The sequence below is a fragment of the Streptomyces acidiscabies genome, from assembly GCF_020010905.1.
Taxonomy (GTDB): domain Bacteria; phylum Actinomycetota; class Actinomycetes; order Streptomycetales; family Streptomycetaceae; genus Streptomyces; species Streptomyces acidiscabies.
On sequence record NZ_JAGJBY010000002.1, the window covers coordinates 2,913,894 to 2,930,348 of the forward strand.

The following is a 16,455-nucleotide window of genomic DNA, read 5'->3' on the forward strand; positions in this document are numbered from 1 at the left end:
AAGGGGAGGCAGCGGTGTCGCAGCAGCACATACCCGCGAGCGGTACGGTCCACTGGATAGGCGCCGGCCTCTCCACGGGCAGCGGACTGACCGCGCTCACCGCACAGGCGGACCGCGTCCGCCTGTGGCACCGCACCGTCGACCGCGCGGCCGAGGCGCTCGACCGCCTCGGCATCGCCGACCGGGCCGAGCCCCGCGCCTACACGCTCGACGCGCTCGCCGCCGAACTCGCCCCGGGGGACGTGGTGGTGTCGATGCTCCCGGCCGGCGACCATCCCGCGCTGCTCGCCGCGTGCGTCGCCGGGCAGGCCCACTTCGCCTGCTCCAGCTACGTGTCCGACGAGATCGCGGCGCAGGCCGAGGCGGCGCGGGCGGCGGGCCTGACCGTGCTCACCGAGGCGGGGCTCGACCCCGGCATCGACCACCTCTTCGCGCACAGCCTCGTCTCACGGGCCCGCGCGGAGATCGGCGCGGAGAACAGGGCGACCTACTCCCTCACCTCCTGGTGCGGCGGCCTCCCCGCCGTCCCCAACTCCTTCCGCTACCGCTTCAGTTGGGCGCCCCTCGGCGTCCTCAACGCCCTGCGCTCACCCGCCCGTCACATCGAGTCCGGCGTGGAGAAGGTGACGCCTCTCCCCTGGGAGGCGACGCGTGAACTCGCCCTCGGCGGCGAGACGTTCGAGGCGTACCCCAACCGCGACAGCGTCCCCTTCATCGCCCAGTACGACCTGCCGTCCGGCTGGCTGGCCGACACGTTCGTGCGGGGCACCCTCAGGCTCCAGGGCTGGCAGCAGGCGTGGGACTCGGTCTTCGCCGAGCTGAAGAAGGGCGACGACGCGCGGATCGCCGAACTGGCGGGGGAGTTGGCCCGCACCTACCCCACGACCCGCGCGGACCGCGACCGCGTGGTCCTGGGCGTCTCCCTGTCGGTCCGCAGCCCCAACGGCCGCACCTGGTCCGGCAGTTACCTCCTCGACCGGGTCGGCACGGCCGAGGAGTCCGCCATGGCCCACACGGTCTCCCGCCCCCTCGCGCTCGGAGCCCGCCACATCCTGGACTCCTCCCTGCCGCCGGGGTTGAGCCGAGCGGCGGAGACGGCGGTCCGCTCGGAGGAGTGGCTGAACGAACTCGCGGAGGAAGGGCTGGAGTTCACGATGCGGGTCGGCTAGCGTGCGAGCGCCTCGTGCACGAACCTCTTGATCTCCGGGTACAGGGCGTGTGACGAACGCGGCCGGACCTGGGTCATGAACTGGACCGTCACATCGTGTTCCGGGTCCACCCAGAACGTCGTGGTCGCGACGCCGCTCCAGCCGTAAGTCCCCTTGCCCGCCGGGGCCTTGGTGCGGTCGGGGTCGATGACCACCGAGACGCCCAGGCCGAAACCCAGGCCGTCCTTGCTGGGTTCGTCGTGGGACGGGCGGCTGCCGAAGGTGCGTATGTCGGCGCCGCCGGGGAGGTGGTTGCGGGTCATCAGGTCGACGGTGTCCGGCGAGAGCAGCCGTACGCCGTCCAACTCGCCGCGCCCGCGCAGGAACTCGGCGAACCGGTGGATGTCGTGCGCCCCCGCCACCATGCCACCGGCGCCGGACAGGAACCGGGGCCGCCCGCCCCTGAGCGGCAGCCCGGCGACCGGTCTGATCCCCCCGTCCTCCGTCTCCCCGTACAGCTCCGACAACCGCCCGGCCTGCACGTCGTTCACACAGAACCCGGCGTCGGGCATGCCCAGCGGCCCGAACACCCGCTCCGCGAGGAACGCGTCCAGCGGCTGCCCGGACACCACCTCGACGATCCGCGCGAGGACGTTCGTCGCCACCGAGTAGTTCCACTCGGTGCCGGGTTCGAACTGGAGCGGCAGCGAGGCGTACACGTCGACCGTGCCCGCGAGGTCCGTGCCGGGCGCCACCGACGAGTCGAGGCCCGCCTCGCGGTAGAGGGCGTCCACGGGGTGCGTGCCGTAGAACGCGAACGTCAGCCCGGCGGTGTGGGTGAGGAGATGCCGGACCAGTATCGGGCCGTCGGCGGGGCGCGTCACCAGGTCGCGCCCGCTGCCGCTGACGTACACACGCGGCTCGGCGAACGACGGGATGTACTGGGCCACCGGGTCGTCCAGGCCGATCCGGCCCTCCTCGACCAGGAGCAGCGCCGCCACCGACGTCACCGGCTTGGTCATGGAGTACAGCCGCCAGAGCGTGTCCGGCTCGACCGGGAGTCCGGCGGCGACGTCACGGTGCCCGTGCGTCGTGAGGTGGGCGACCCGGCCGCCGCGCGCCACGGAGACGAGGTAGCCGGGGAGGTGGCCCGCCGCCACCTCGTGCGCGATGTACTGGTCCATCCGGTCCAGCACCTTCGGATCCAGCCCGACCTCACTCGGGTCGACCTCTTGCCGCAGCAGTGCCATCGTTCTCCTCCGGGGGCGACTGTCGAGACACACCGGCCCACCTGCTCCGGAGCACCTCACTCCCCAATCGTTCCGCAGGTGGCGTCAGAGGGAACCCCTTTCGGACGTGTGCCGTGTGTGGGGTGCGTCGCTTCTGGTAGTGCGGGGGAGCGTGGGGTGTCCGGTATGGGAGGCAATGCGAGGTGCCTGTCCCGGCAGCATCCGGCACACCGGCACCGCGAGCACCGTCAGCCCCGCCAGCACCACGAGCGGCACACGAGCCGATCCCATCAGCACCGTCGCCACCGCCACCCCCAGCACCGGCCCCACGTTCATCGCCGTCTGCTGCAACCCGCCCGCCACCCCCGCGAACGCCACCGGCGCCTCCTTCACGACGACATGCGTCCCCGCCACCATCACCGCCCCGAACCCGGCGCCCACCAGAGCGAACCCCACACAGAACACCGCCTGCGCCGAGGCCCCCGCCAGCACCAGTAGCCCCGCCGCGAGCAACGCGATCGCCCCGGCGGTCGTACGGCGGCTGCCCGCCCGCTTGAGCAACATCGCGCACACGGGCGCCGATCCGATGAGCGCCACCGCCAACGGCAGGCTGAGCAGGGCGCTGTGGAAGGGCGTCAGGCCGAGGTCTCCTTGCAGGAGGTAGACGCACGCGAACAGGCCCCCGTTGAGCGTGGCCGACGCCGTCATGAGGACCGTGAGTCCGGCTCCCACGGCAACGTCCGGTGGCAGCAGAGGAGTTGAGGTCCGGCGTTCGTGCCGTACGAAAGCCAGCGCGGCGGCGACGCCGAGGACAGCGGTCGAGGCGGTCAGGGTGACCAGCGCGTGGACCAGCGACGCCAGGGTCACCGCCAGCAGCAGGGCGCCGGGCAGGTCCAGGGGCGTGGACGGGCGCGGGGTGTCGGCCTCCCGGACCGCCAGGGCGAGCAGGCCGAACACCAGGGTCGGGGCGAGCGTGAGGACGAACACCGCGCGCCAGCCGTACGCCGTCGCCAGCGCCCCGCCCAGCACCGGGCCCGCTGCGGCGGCGATGCCGATCGCCGCGGTGCGTACGGCGAGCGGGGTGCGCAGGAGGTCCGGGGGGTACGCGGCGCGCAGCATGCCGAGGCCGGCCGGCTGGAGCAGGGCGCCGAACACGCCCTGGACGACGCGGAGTCCGATCACCCAGCCGATGCCGGGTGCGACCACGAGGCCCGCCGAGGCGGCGCCGAAGCCGAGCATGCCGATGGCGAACATGCGGCGGTGTCCGTACCGGTCGCCTAGGCGTCCCGCGAACACCAACAGGCCCGCCACGGCGATGAGATACCCGGTGCTGGTCCACTGGACCTGGTCGAGGCTCGCCCCCAACTCCCGGCGCAACGTGGGCTGGGCGACCGTGAGGCAGGTGCCGTCGAGCGCTACGACCATGGCGCCGGTGACGCTCGCGGCGAGGGCGAGGGGGCGGTTCACGCCGCGCCCAGGTGGGCGTCCAGGACCGTCCGCAGCAGAGGGGTGAAGTCCTCGGTGCCGGTGGCCAGTTGGAGGCTGCCCCAGGTCCAGAGCTGGGCCATGCCGTGCAGGTTGGCCCAGAGGGCGGCTGCGACGGCTGGGGCGTCCGCGTCGGGGCGTACCCGGCCGACCGACTCCACCAGGGCGGAGAACAGGGGGAGGCTGGTGTCGCGGAGGCCCAAGTGACCGCTCTCCAGGAGGTCGTGACGGAACATCAGTTCGTACATTCCGGGGTTGTCGAGAGCGAACTCCAGGTAGACGCGGGCGAGTTGCTCGACGCGGAGGCGGGCGTCCAAAGCTTCCGTCACCTTCCCGGCCCGTGCGGCGAGGTCGGTGAAGCCCCGGCGGGCGATCGCCGAGAGCAGCTCCAGGTGCGTGGGGAAGTGGCGGCGGGGCGCGCCGTGCGAGACACCGGCCCGGCGGGCGATCTCGCGCAGGGTGAGCGCCTGCACGCCCTCGCGGGCCAGGAGTTCCACGCCGGTGTCGATGAGGCGGGCGCGGAGGTCGGAGGAGGGCTGGTCAGCGGACATAGACACTGTCCACCAGTGGACCGTAGACAGTGTCTACCCAGGGCCGGGGGAATGCGGCGCTCGCCGACCGGGGTTGACCACGGACATGACTCAGGACACGACGGACGACGCCCTCCTCGCCCTGCTCTCCGACACCCGGGGCGGAGTGCTCGTCACCCTCAAACGCGACGGCCGCCCCCAGCTCTCGAACGTCACCCACCACTACGACCCCGACGAGCGCACCCTGCGGATCTCCGTCACCGCCGACCGCGCCAAGACCCGCAACCTTCAGCGCGACCCCCGCACCAGCTACCACGTCACCAGCGACGACCGCTGGGCCTACACGGTCGTGGAGGGCACCGCCGACCTCACCCCCGTCGCCGAGGACCCCGCCGACGACACGGTCGAGGAACTGATCCGCCTCTACCGCGCCGTCCTGGGCGAGCACCCCGACTGGGACGACTTCCGCGCCGCGATGGTCCGCGACCGGCGGCTCGTGGTCCGGCTCCGGGTGGAGCGGGCGTACGGGATCCCGGCGAAGAAGGCCGGCTGAACCCCCGTACACGGCAAGGTCCCCGGAGCCCGAAGGCGTCCGGGGACCCGGCGGAAGGTCAGGCCGAGACGGACTCGCGGTCAGGCTGTTTTCCCGGGGTGCGCAGGCCCAGGGACTCGGTCGGGATCTTCGCCGTCTCGCGGGCCGTGAGGACGGCGATGACCGGCGGGACGCACAGGGCCGCCGTGAACAGGGCCACCGAGAACCAGTCGTCGCCGTCCGGGCCCGCGATCTCCGCCGCGAACGTGACCGCGAAACCGGCGATGGCGAAGCCGATCTGCGTGCCGATCGCCATGCCCGACAGGCGGACCCGGGTCGTGAACATCTCGCCGTAGAACGACGGCCAGACGCCGTTCGCGGCGCTGTAGACGACGCCGAACGTGAGGATGCCGAGCAGCATCATCAGCGGGTACGAGCCGGTCGAGATCGACCACAGGTAGGCGAACATCATGGCCCCGCTGCCCGCCGCGCCGACCAGGAACACCGGGCGGCGCCCGATGCGGTCGGAGAGCGTCGCCCACAGGGGGATCGCCGCGAGGGCGACGAGGTTGGCGAGCGCGCCGACCCACAGCATCGACGTACGGCTCATGCCGACCGCGTCGCTGGTCGCGTACGACAGGGCCCAGACCGTGAAGATCGTGCTCACGGAGGCGACCATCGCGCCCGCGATCACCCGCAGGACGTCCGACCAGTGCTCGCGGAGCAGGACGAGCAGCGGCATCTTCACGACGCCCTCGGTCGCCGCCTGCTGCTCGAACGCCGGGGTCTCGGCGAGCTTGCGGCGGATCACGTACCCGGCCACCGCGACCACGATGCTCAGCCAGAACGGGACGCGCCAGCCCCACGACAGCAACTGGTCCTCGGGCAGGGACGCGACCGGGATGAACACGAGGGTCGCGATGAGCTGGCCGCCCTGCGTGCCGCTGAGGGTGAAGCTCGTGAAGAAGCCCCGTCGGTGCGAGGGCGCGTGCTCCAGCGTCATCGACCCCGCGCTGGCCTGCTCGCCCGCCGCCGAGATGCCCTGGAGGACCCGGCACAGCACCAGCAGAACCGGAGCGAGGGTACCGACCTGTTCACGCGTGGGCAGACAGCCGATCAGGAACGTCGACAGGCCCATCAGTATCAGCGTGAAGACCATGATCTTCTTGCGGCCGACCCGGTCCCCGAAGTGGCCGAGGAACAGCGCGCCGACCGGCCGCGCGGCGTACGCGACCCCGAACGTCCCCAGCGACAGCAGGGTCGCCGTCGCCGGGTCGGACTCGTCGAAGAACACGTCCGGGAAGATCAGCGCGGCGGCGCTGCCGTAGATGAAGAAGTCGTAGTACTCCAGGGCGCTGCCGATCCAGGCCGCGGCGGCGGCCTTCTTCGGCTGGCCCGGCGGGGCGGGGGCGGGGACGGGGACGGACAACGGAGGCTCCTTCGGGTACCCCACGACGGCGTGGGGCGAGCGGTGAGGAAGGGGCGGGGCAGGTGCGGGCCGGGTAGGGCGCTTAATTAACCCACTGGATAGTTAGTCTCGGTGGGAAGGGATGTTGCGCCGAGGTTTCCCCCGTGTCAAGAGGTCGCGCGGACAGTTCCCGACGGCCGTCAGTCCGCCGCGCGTTCCGCCGTCAGGTACGCGATCACCATGTCGCCGAGCATCACCCGGTACTGCTCGCGCCGCTCCGGGGCGACGAGGTCGCGGCCGAACAGAGCGCCGAACGTGTGCCGGTTGGCGACCCGGAAGAAGCAGAACGAGCTGATCATCGCGTGCAGGTCGACGGCGTCGACGTCCGCCGTGAACAAGCCGGACTTCTGCCCGGCGGCGAGGATGCGGCGGATCACGTCGAGCGCGGGCGAGCCCATCCGGCCGAGCTTCTCGGACGCCGCGATGTGCTCGGCGCCGTGGATGTTCTCGATCGTCACCAGGCGGATGAAGTCGGGGTGCGCCTCGTGGTGGTCGAACGTCAGCTCCGCGAGCCGGCGGATCGCCGCGACCGGGTCCAAGTGGTCCACGTCCAGGCGCTGTTCGGCCTCGCGGATCACGCCGTACGCGCGCTCGAGGACCGCCGTGAACAACTGCTCCTTGCCGCCGAAGTAGTAGTAGATCATCCGCTTCGTCGTACGGGTGCTGGCCGCGATCTCGTCGACGCGGGCGCCGTCGTACCCGGCCCGCGCGAACTCCCGGGTCGCCACGTCGAGGATCTCCGCCCGGGTACGGGCCGCGTCGCGGATGCGTCCGCCGGTGCGCGCTGGTTCGTCGACGCTGGTCATCGGAGTCCTTCGGGAGTGCGGACAGTGCGCAGATTCTAGAAGGCGGCGTGGCGGGGGGTTCCCGGCGGCGGGGTTCGGCTGCTATAGCTAACGTACTGGTTCGTACATTACGGCGACTGTTCAGGAGGGCCGCGTGGCCAAGGACTCGTACCTCGTCGGACTGATCGGCTCCGGGATCGGTCCGTCCCTCAGCCCCGCGCTGCACGAGCGCGAGGCGGACCGGCAGGGGCTGCGGTACCTGTACCGGCTGATCGACCTCGACACGCTCGGGGCGGGTCCGGAGGCGGTGGGGGAGCTGGTGCGGGCGGCGCGGGACCTCGGGTTCGACGGGCTGAACATCACGCATCCCTGCAAGCAGGTCGTGCCGGCCCACCTGGACGCGCTGTCGCCGCAGGCCGAGGCGCTGGGCGCGGTCAACACGGTCGTCTTCGAGGAGGACGGGCGGGCGGTGGGCCACAACACGGACGTCACCGGGTTCGCGGCCTCGTTCGCCCGGGGGCTGCCGGACGTGCCGCTGGAGCGGGTCGTCCAGTTGGGCGCGGGCGGCGCGGGGGCGGCCGTCGCCCATGCCGCGCTGACGCTGGGGGCGGGGCTGGTGACGGTCGTGGACGCGGTACCGGAACGGGCCGCCGCTCTGGCCGCCGCCCTGAACGGCCACTTCGGCGCGGGCCGCGCGGCGTACGCGACCCCGGACGCGCTTCCCGTGCTGCTCGCCGACGCCGACGGCCTCGTCCACGCGACGCCCACGGGGATGGCCGCGCATCCGGGGCTGCCCCTCCCCGCCTCGCTGCTGCGCGCCGAGCTGTGGGTCGCCGAGGTGGTGTACCGCCCGCTGGAGACGGAACTCCTGCGCGTCGCCCGGGCGTTGGGGTGCGCGACCCTCGACGGGGGCGGGATGGCCGTGTTCCAGGCCGCCGACGCGTTCCGGCTGTTCACGGGGCGGGAACCCGACAGCGGGCGGATGCTGGCGGACATCGGGGAGCTGGCGGGGCTGCCTACTGCCGGCTCACCGTCCGCGTGATGCCCGTGACCACCGTCGTCGCCAGGATCCAGCCCGTCACGATCAGGACGTACGACAGGGTCTGGTAGACGCCGGTCGGCGCGAACGCCCCCTCCTGGCCGAAGGAGATGACCGGGAGGAGCAGGTCGAGGGTGTAGAAGACGGGGTTGAAGCCGGGGGACTCGGCGGGCTTCAGGGGCGCCGGGTGGTGGAGGGCGAAGGTGACCGAGCCGACGGCCAGCAGGGAGAGCAGCCAGATGCCCGCGCGCAGGGGGCGGAAGCCGTAGCCGACCGTCGTGTCCTGGAGGTGGCCCCACAGGCGGCCGTACCAGGGGAGGGTGCGGCGGTGGCGGCGCTGCTTGGCGAGCTGGACCAGGCGGGCCGAGGCGTCGTCGCCGGTTCTGCGGTAGGCGGCGGTGAGTTGCTCGTACGCGTGCGGGTTGAAGGAGTCGTCGCGGTCCAGCATCGGGAGGCGGGACTCGACCGGGGCGTGCGGGGTCAGGAACGTGTACGTCAGGTCCAACAGGCGGACCTGGTCCGGGAGTTTCTCCGGGGACAGGTTCAACTGGCCTATCTCCGTGGCCCGGAGGTTCAGCATCCCGCCGATCGGAACGCCCCTGCGCAGCCACAGCTCCCCGATCACGCAACTGCTCGCGCGCAGCGCCGTCCCGCCGGGGTTCGACAGCGTGCAGTCGAGGAGGTCGATCCGGCCGGGGACACGGGTGCCGCGCAGGTCGATACGGCCCTGTGCGCGCAGGCGGCGGGCGACGATGTTCGCGCCCACCTCCATCGTCTCGGCCTGGAGGACGTTCGCGCCCGGGTGGGCGAGGTCCGCGTCCTCCAGGTCCAGCGAGCCGGCGACACGGGCGCCGTCCAGGCGGATCAGGCCCCGCGCCGTGAGGCCCCTCGCGCACAGGTCGTCGTCCACGGAGACCTGGTTGAGGCCCAGCGCCGGCAACCCGCTGTCGTCGCCGGTGACTTCCGCGTGGTCCAGGAAGAGGGCGCCCGCTATCTGGGTGCCGCCGAGGCGGACCGGGCCGGAGATACGGCACCGGGTCAGACGCAGGCTGCCGTCGATACGGGCGCGGGCCGCCGCGAGGCCGGGGAGGGTGCTGTCGCGCAGGTTCAGGTACTGCAACTGGGCCCCCGCGAAACGCGGAGTGCGGTCGAAGCGGCAGTAGTTGAGGCGGATCACCTGCTCGACGGTCGCGTACCGCAGGTCCAACTCCCCGGTGATCCGGGCTCCCATGAGCTTCAGCGCGGGCACTTCGCCGGGTTCGGCGGGGCCGTTGAGCAGCAGGGCACGCAACACCTTGGCACGGACGGCCCGTTCGGGGCCCCACTCGACGCCGGGCGCATCCCCGTCCGCATCACGGAAGTCCACGGTCGCCCCCGTGACGAAGGCCCGCCAGACGCGTCGCTCGGCCGGTGTCAGATCGTTGATCTCCATCGGTCGCGACTCTGGCGGGCCTGGTGGCGGGGTGTCAACGGGGGTGGGGCATCAAGCCCTCGCGTTCCACTCCGCGATCGCCGGCCACCCATGCTCCGTCGACAACCGGCTCACCGTCCCCGTCGCCAACTGGAACAACCGTCCCTCCGAAGCCGGCAACCCCAGCCGCCGCGCCGTCAGCACCCGCAGGAAGTGCGCGTGGGCGACCAGCACCACGTCGCCCTCCTCCAGCGCGGGCACCACGCGTGCGAGCACGCGGTCCGCGCGGGCGCCGATCTCCTCCGGGGACTCCCCGGGGTGACCCTCGGGACCGGGCGGTACCCCGTCGGTCCACAGGTACCAGTCGGGACGCGTCTCGTGGATCTCGACGGTCGTGATCCCCTCGTACCCGCCGTAGTCCCACTCGTGCAGGTCGGGTTCCGTCGACGCGCCGGTGATCCCGGCGAGTTCGGCGGTACGGACGGCGCGGGCCAGCGGGCTGGTCAGCGCGAGCGAGAAGGTCCGGTCCGCGAGGAGCGGCGTGAGCGACTTGGCCTGCTGCTCACCCTGGTCGGTGAGGGGCAGGTCGGTCCAGCTGGTGTGCCGGCCCGACGCGCTCCACTCCGTCTCCCCATGGCGGACCAGGAACAAGTCCCCCATGGCCGGACCTACTTGCTCTCGACGGCGTGCCCGCCGAACTGGTTGCGCAGCGCCGAGATCATCTTCATCTGCGGCGAGTCGTCCTGCCGGGACGAGAACCGCGCGAACAGCGACGCCGTGATCGCGGGCAGCGGCACCGCGTGGTCGATGGCGGCCTCGACCGTCCAACGCCCCTCGCCGGAGTCCTCGGCGTACCCGCGCAGCTTGTCCAGGTGCTCGTCCTCGTCCAGCGCGTTCACCGCGAGGTCGAGCAGCCACGACCGGATGACGGTGCCCTCCTGCCAGGACCGGAAGACCTCGCGCACGTCGGTGACGGAGTCGACCTTCTCCAGCAGCTCCCAGCCCTCCGCGTACGCCTGCATCATGGCGTACTCGATGCCGTTGTGGACCATCTTGGAGAAGTGCCCGGCGCCGACCTTGCCGGCGTGGACGTACCCGTACGGCCCTTCGGGCTTGAGGGCGTCGAAGACCGGCTGCACCCTCGCGATGTGCTCGGCGTCGCCGCCGACCATCAGGGCGTACCCGTTCTGGAGACCCCACACGCCGCCGGAGACGCCCGCGTCGACGAAGCCGATGCCCTTCGCGCCCAGCTCCTCCGCGTGCTTCTCGTCCTCCGTCCAGCGGGAGTTGCCGCCGTCGACGACCGTGTCACCGGCCTGAAGGAGGCCGCCCAGCTCGTCCACGACGGACTGCGTGGGGCCGCCGGCCGGGACCATCACCCAGACCACGCGCGGCGCTTCGAGCTTCTCCACCAGCTCCGACAGGCTTGCCACGTCGGAGAGTTCGGGGTTGCGGTCGTACCCGACGACGGTGTGGCCGGCGCGGCGGATGCGCTCGCGCATGTTGCCGCCCATCTTGCCGAGACCGATCAGTCCGAGCTGCATGGCTACTTCACATCCTTGAACTTGAGGTCACGGTAGGCGGCGACGAGAGCGGCCGTGGAGGCGTCGAGTCCGGGCACGTCCGCACCCGAGGTGAGGGCCGGCTCCACGCGCTTGGCGAGGACCTTGCCCAGCTCGACACCCCACTGGTCGAAGGAATCGATGTTCCAGATCGCGCCCTGTACGAACACCTTGTGCTCGTACAGCGCGATGAGCTGGCCGAGCACCGACGGCGACAGCTCGCCCGCGAGGATGGTCGTCGTGGGGTGGTCGCCCTGGAAGGTGCGGTGCGCGACCTGCTCCTCCGGAACGCCCTCCGCACGGACCTCGTCGGCCGTCTTGCCGAACGCCAGCGCCTGCCCCTGCGCGAACAGGTTGGCCATCAACAGGTCGTGCTGCGCCTTGAGTTCGTCGCTCAGCTCGCCGACCGGACGCGCGAACCCGAGCAGGTCGGCCGGGATCAGCTTCGTGCCCTGGTGGATCAACTGGTAGTACGCGTGCTGCCCGTTGGTGCCGGGCGTGCCCCACACCACGGGACCGGTCTCCCAGGAGACCGGACGCCCCTCGCGGTCCACGGACTTGCCGTTGGACTCCATGTCCAGCTGCTGCAAGTAGGCGGTGAACTTGGAGAGATAGTGCGAGTACGGCAGCACCGCGTGCGACTGAGCGCCCAGCACGTTCCCGTACCAGACCCCCAACAGGCCCAGGATCAAAGGCGCGTTGGCCTCGGCAGGGGCATTCTTGAAGTGCTCGTCCACCAGGTGGAACCCGTCGAGCATCTCCCGGAACCCGTCCGGACCGATCGCGATCATCAGCGAGAGCCCGATCGCGGAGTCGTACGAGTAACGCCCGCCGACCCAGTCCCAGAACTCGAACATGTTCGCCGTGTCGATCCCGAAGTCCGCGACCTTCTCGGAGTTCGTCGACAGCGCGACAAAGTGCTTCGCGACCGCCTTCTCGTCGCCGTCCAGGCCCCTGAGCAGCCAGGATCGCGCCGAGGTGGCGTTGGTGATCGTCTCGATCGTGGTGAACGTCTTCGAGGCGACGATGAACAGCGTCTCCTCGGGGTCGAGGTCGCGCACGGCCTCGTGCAGGTCGGAGCCGTCCACGTTGGAGACGAAGCGGAAGGTCAACTCCCTCGCGGTGAACGCCCGCAGCGCCTCGTACGCCATCGCGGGGCCCAGGTCCGAGCCGCCGATCCCGATGTTGACGACGTTGCGGATACGACGGCCCGTGTGACCGACCCACGCACCCGACCGCACCTGCTCCGCGAACGCGGCCATCTTGTCGAGCACCGCGTGCACGGCCGGTACGACGTTCTCGCCGTCGACCTCGATCACGGCGCCGCGCGGCGCCCGCAGCGCGGTGTGCAGCACCGCACGCTGCTCGGTGATGTTGATCTTCTCGCCCCGGAACATCGCGTCCCGCAGCCCGAACACGTCGGTCGCAAGAGCGAGTTCACGCAGCAGCGTCAGCGTCTCGTCGGTGACGAGGTGCTTCGAGTAGTCGATCCGCAGATCGCCGACCCGGACGACGTACCGCTCGGCGCGGGCGGGGTCGGAGGCGAACAGCTCGCGCAGCCCGGCCCGTTCGGAGGAATGCGCCAACAGCGCTTCCCACTCGGGCCGTTCGGTGAGCAGAGGTGTCTCAGACATGTGCGGGGGTCTCCTTGGTGCCCTCGCCGCGCAGGGCGACGGCGTACATCTCGTCCGCGTCGAGGCGACGCAGTTCCTCGGCGATGAGTTCGGAGGTGGTGCGCACCTTCAGCGCGAGGGTGCGGGACGGCTGGCCCGGCAGCGACAGCGTCGCGAGGGGGCCGTCGGGACGGTCGATGACGACCTCGCCGTCCGCCGTACCGAGCCGGACGGCCGTGACGACCGGCCCTGCCGTGACCACGCGGTCGATCGTGACCTTGAGGCGCGCCTCCAGCCAGCGCGCGAGCAGCTCGGCGGCCGGGTTGTCGGCCTCGGCCTCGACGGCGCCGGAGATGATCGGCACCCGGGCCTGGTCGAGGGCCGCCGCGAGCATCGAGCGCCACGGTGTGAGGCGGGTCCAGGCGAGGTCGGTGTCGCCGGGGGCGTACGACCGGATGCGCGCGGACAGCGTCTGGAGGGGGTTCTCGACCGCGTACAGGTCGGTGATCCTGCGCTGCGCCAGCGCGCCCAGCGGGTCCTTCGAGGGGTTCTCGGGGGCGTCCACCGGCCACCAGACGACGACCGGCGCGTCCGGCAGCAGCAGCGGCAGGACCACCGAGTCGGCGTGGTCGGACACCTCGCCGTAGGTGCGCAGCACGACGGTCTCGCCGGCGCCCGCCTCGGAGCCGACCCGGACCTCGGCGTCGAGCCGGGACTGGGTGCGCTCGCGCGGGGTGCGGGCCTGGCGCTTGATGACGACCAGGGTGCGCGAGGGGTGCTCGTGCGAGGCCTCCTCGGCCGCCTTGATCGCGTCGTACGCGTTCTCTTCGTCCGTGACGATGACCATCGTCAGGACCATTCCCACGGCGGGGGTGCCGATCGCGCGGCGACCCTGCACCAGCGCCTTGTTGATCTTGCTTGCCGTGGTGTCGGTGAGGTCGATCTTCATGGCCTGCGCCAGCTCCGTCCGTCTCGTGCGAGCATCTCGTCGGCTTCCTGGGGGCCCCAGCTGCCGGACGCGTACTGGGCGGGCTTCCCGTGCGTCGCCCAGTGGACCTCGATCGGATCGAGGATCTTCCAGGACTCTTCCACTTCCTGGTGGCGGGGGAAGAGGTTGGCGTCCCCGAGCAGTACGTCCAGGATGAGCCGTTCGTACGCCTCGGGGCTGGACTCCGTGAAGGATTCGCCGTACGCGAAGTCCATCGTGACGTCCCGGATCTCCATCGAGGTACCCGGGACCTTCGACCCGAACCGTACCGTCATGCCCTCGTCCGGCTGGACCCGGATGACGATCGCGTTGGAACCCAGCTCCTCCGTGGCGCTGGAGTCGAACGGCGAGTGCGGCGCCGTCTGGAAGACGACCGCGATCTCCGTGACCCGGCGGCCCAGGCGCTTGCCGGTGCGCAGGTAGAACGGGACCCCGGCCCAGCGGCGGTTGTCGACGTTCAGCTTGATCGCGGCGTACGTGTCCGTCGTCGAGGCCGGGTCGATGCCGTCCTCCTGGAGGTAGCCGCTGACCTTCTCGCCGCCCTGCCAGCCCTCGGCGTACTGGCCGCGCACGGTGTGCTCGCCGATGTTCTCCGGGAGCTTCACGGCCTTGAGGACCTTCAGCTTCTCGGTGAGCAGCGACGCCGCGTCGAACGCGGCCGGCTCCTCCATCGCGGTGAGCGCCATCAGCTGGAGCAGGTGGTTCTGGATGACGTCACGGGCCGAGCCGATGCCGTCGTAGTACCCGGCGCGCCCGCCGATGCCGATGTCCTCGGCCATCGTGATCTGCACGTGGTCCACGTACGACCGGTTCCAGATCGGCTCGAACATCTGGTTCGCGAAGCGCAGCGCCAGGATGTTCTGGACGGTCTCCTTGCCGAGGTAGTGGTCGATCCGGAACACCTGGTCCGGGTCGAACACGTCGTGCACGATCCGGTTCAGCTCCTCGGCCGACGCCAGGTCGTGCCCGAACGGCTTCTCGATGACCGCCCGCCGCCAGGAACCCTCCGGCGGGGTCGCCAGGCCGTGCTTCTTCAGCTGCTGGACGACCTCGGGGAAGAACTTCGGCGGTACGGAGAGGTAGAAGGCGTAGTTGCCGCTCGTACCGCGCGCCGCGTCCAGCTCGTCGACGGTCTGCCGCAGCTGCTTGAACGCGGTGTCGTCGTCGAAGGCGCCGGGGATGAACCGCATGCCCTCGGCGAGCTGCTGCCACACCTCCTCGCGGAACGGCGTACGGGCGTGCTCGCGCACCGAGTCGTGCACGACCTGCGCGAAGTCCTGGTCCTCCCAGTCCCGGCGGGCGAACCCGACGAGCGAGAAGCCCGGCGGGAGCATCCCGCGGTTGGCGAGGTCGTAGACGGCCGGCATCAGCTTCTTGCGCGACAGGTCACCCGTCACCCCGAAGATCACCAGCCCGGACGGCCCCGCGATCCGCGGCAGCCGCCGGTCCCGGGGATCCCGCAGCGGGTTCTCCCAGTCGGCCGGGTCCACGGCCGTGGCACTGACAGTGTCTACGGCGTTCATTCCGCGCCCACTCCCTTGTTTCCCTTGCTCTCCAGCGACTTCCTGACCGCGCTCAGCAGGTCCTCCCAGGCGACCGCGAACTTCTCGACACCCTCCTGCTCCAGTCGGGTGACCACTTCGTCGTACGACACACCCAGCGCCGCCACCGCGTCGAGGTCCGCGCGGGCCTGCTCGTACCCGCCCGTGACCGTGTCACCGGTGACGACCCCGTGGCCCGCGACCGCGTCCAGTGTGGCCTGCGGCATGGTGTTGACCGTGCCGGGCGCGACCAGCTCGTCCACGTACAGGGTGTCCTTGTAAGCAGGATCCTTCACCCCGGTCGAAGCCCACAGCGGACGCTGGCGGTGCGCGCCCGCGCTCTCCAGGGCGGCGAAGCGCTCGGAGGCGAAGACCTTCTCGTACGCCTCGTAGGCCAGCCGCGCGTTCGCCAGGGCCGCCTTGCCCTTGAGGGCGAGGGCCTCGGTGGTGCCCAGCGCCGTGAGCTGCTTGTCGATGTCGGAGTCGACGCGGGAGACGAAGAAGGAGGCCACGGAGTGGATCGTGGACAGGTCGAGACCGGCCGCGCGCGCCTTCTCCAGGCCCGCGAGGTAGGCGTCCATGACCTCGGCGTACCGCTCCAGGGAGAAGATCAGCGTCACGTTCACGCTGATCCCGAGGCCCACGACCTCGGTGATCGCCGGGAGGCCGGCCTTCGTCGCCGGGATCTTGATCATCACGTTCGGCCGGTCCACCAGCCAGAACAGCTGCTTCGCCTCGGCGACGGTCGGAGCCGTCTCGTGCGCGAGACGCGGGTCCACCTCGATCGAGACCCGCCCGTCCCGCCCGCCGGTCGCGTCGTACACCGGCCGCAGCACGTCCGCCGCGTCCCGTACGTCGGCCGTCGTCATCATCCGTACGGCCTCGTCGACCGTGACGCCGCGTACGGCCAGGTCGGCGAGCTGCTCCTCGTAGCCCTCGCCCGAGCCGATCGCGGCCTGGAAGATCGAGGGGTTGGTGGTGACGCCGACGACGTGCTGGGTGGCGATCAGCTCGGCGAGGTTGCCGGAGACGAGGCGCTTGCGCGAGAGGTCGTCCAGCCAGATGGAGACGCCCTCAAGGCTGAGGCGTTCCAGGGGTGTTGCGGTCACTTCGATCATCTTCTT

The 16,455-nt window shown here is 71.1% G+C and carries 15 protein-coding genes; 3 read left to right on the forward strand and 12 right to left on the reverse strand.

Going from position 1 to position 16,455, the window contains the following annotated elements; genetic code table 11:
- The first annotated feature begins 14 nt into the window (after positions 1-14).
- On the forward strand, positions 15-1,169 hold the full coding sequence (locus tag J8M50_RS39510) for a saccharopine dehydrogenase family protein (protein WP_010357566.1): 1,155 nt from the start codon (positions 15-17) through the stop codon (positions 1,167-1,169).
- Here J8M50_RS39510 and J8M50_RS39515 read toward each other — a convergent pair.
- The 3 genes from J8M50_RS39515 to J8M50_RS39525 all read right to left on the reverse strand — a co-directional run bounded on the left by J8M50_RS39515 (position 1,166) and on the right by J8M50_RS39525 (position 4,413).
- Positions 1,166-2,398 (reverse strand): serine hydrolase domain-containing protein, encoded by a 1,233-nt coding sequence (locus J8M50_RS39515; protein WP_010357567.1) that lies wholly within the window; start codon positions 2,396-2,398, stop codon positions 1,166-1,168. The genes J8M50_RS39510 and J8M50_RS39515 overlap by 4 nt on opposite strands.
- Before the next feature lie 84 nt (positions 2,399-2,482).
- Positions 2,483-3,844, reverse strand: a complete 1,362-nt coding sequence (locus J8M50_RS39520; protein WP_010357568.1) for an MFS transporter — start codon at positions 3,842-3,844, stop codon at positions 2,483-2,485.
- Positions 3,841-4,413 carry a TetR/AcrR family transcriptional regulator gene (locus J8M50_RS39525; RefSeq protein WP_010357569.1) on the reverse strand — a complete coding sequence of 191 codons (573 nt, stop codon included), beginning with the start codon at positions 4,411-4,413 and terminating at the stop codon, positions 3,841-3,843. The genes J8M50_RS39520 and J8M50_RS39525 overlap by 4 nt, the downstream gene beginning before the upstream one ends.
- 85 nt (positions 4,414-4,498) lie before the next feature.
- Between J8M50_RS39525 and J8M50_RS39530 the strand changes: the two genes are divergently transcribed.
- Positions 4,499-4,945, forward strand: coding sequence for a PPOX class F420-dependent oxidoreductase (locus J8M50_RS39530; RefSeq protein ID WP_029184349.1), 447 nt, complete (start codon positions 4,499-4,501; stop codon positions 4,943-4,945).
- Between the two features lie 58 nt (positions 4,946-5,003).
- Here the strand turns inward: J8M50_RS39530 and J8M50_RS39535 are convergent, their stop codons facing one another.
- Positions 5,004-6,353 carry an MFS transporter gene (locus tag J8M50_RS39535; protein WP_010357571.1) on the reverse strand — a complete coding sequence of 450 codons (1,350 nt, stop codon included), beginning with the start codon at positions 6,351-6,353 and terminating at the stop codon, positions 5,004-5,006.
- Positions 6,354-6,532: 179 nt separating this feature from the next.
- The gene (locus J8M50_RS39540) at positions 6,533-7,198 is read right to left on the reverse strand and encodes a TetR/AcrR family transcriptional regulator (protein WP_010357573.1); all 666 of its coding nucleotides are present in this window, start codon (positions 7,196-7,198) and stop codon (positions 6,533-6,535) included.
- A gap of 133 nt (positions 7,199-7,331) precedes the next feature.
- Between J8M50_RS39540 and J8M50_RS39545 the strand changes: the two genes are divergently transcribed.
- The gene (locus tag J8M50_RS39545; RefSeq protein ID WP_010357574.1) at positions 7,332-8,219 is read left to right on the forward strand and encodes a shikimate dehydrogenase; all 888 of its coding nucleotides are present in this window, start codon (positions 7,332-7,334) and stop codon (positions 8,217-8,219) included.
- On the opposite strand, the gene J8M50_RS39550 is transcribed toward J8M50_RS39545, so the two are convergent.
- The 7 genes from J8M50_RS39550 to tal are packed head-to-tail and all read right to left on the reverse strand — an operon-like array spanning position 8,194 to position 16,449.
- Entirely contained in the window at positions 8,194-9,648 is a 1,455-nt protein-coding gene (locus J8M50_RS39550) for a hypothetical protein (protein WP_010357575.1), read from the reverse strand. The two genes, J8M50_RS39545 and J8M50_RS39550, sit on opposite strands and share 26 nt — an antisense overlap.
- 51 nt (positions 9,649-9,699) lie before the next feature.
- Entirely contained in the window at positions 9,700-10,287 is a 588-nt protein-coding gene (locus J8M50_RS39555) for a histidine phosphatase family protein (RefSeq protein WP_010357576.1), read from the reverse strand.
- An 8-nt stretch (positions 10,288-10,295) separates the two neighbouring features.
- Positions 10,296-11,171 (reverse strand): phosphogluconate dehydrogenase (NAD(+)-dependent, decarboxylating), encoded by an 876-nt coding sequence (gene gnd / locus J8M50_RS39560; protein WP_010357578.1) that lies wholly within the window; start codon positions 11,169-11,171, stop codon positions 10,296-10,298.
- Positions 11,172-11,173: 2 nt separating this feature from the next.
- The gene (pgi, locus tag J8M50_RS39565; protein ID WP_010357579.1) at positions 11,174-12,823 is read right to left on the reverse strand and encodes a glucose-6-phosphate isomerase; all 1,650 of its coding nucleotides are present in this window, start codon (positions 12,821-12,823) and stop codon (positions 11,174-11,176) included.
- Entirely contained in the window at positions 12,816-13,751 is a 936-nt protein-coding gene (opcA, locus tag J8M50_RS39570) for a glucose-6-phosphate dehydrogenase assembly protein OpcA (RefSeq protein WP_010357580.1), read from the reverse strand. Before opcA ends, pgi begins: the two co-directional genes overlap by 8 nt.
- The gene (zwf, locus tag J8M50_RS39575) at positions 13,748-15,313 is read right to left on the reverse strand and encodes a glucose-6-phosphate dehydrogenase (RefSeq protein WP_010357581.1); all 1,566 of its coding nucleotides are present in this window, start codon (positions 15,311-15,313) and stop codon (positions 13,748-13,750) included. Before zwf ends, opcA begins: the two co-directional genes overlap by 4 nt.
- On the reverse strand, positions 15,310-16,449 hold the full coding sequence (gene tal / locus J8M50_RS39580; RefSeq protein WP_010357582.1) for a transaldolase: 1,140 nt from the start codon (positions 16,447-16,449) through the stop codon (positions 15,310-15,312). Before tal ends, zwf begins: the two co-directional genes overlap by 4 nt.
- Positions 16,450-16,455 lie beyond the last annotated feature (6 nt).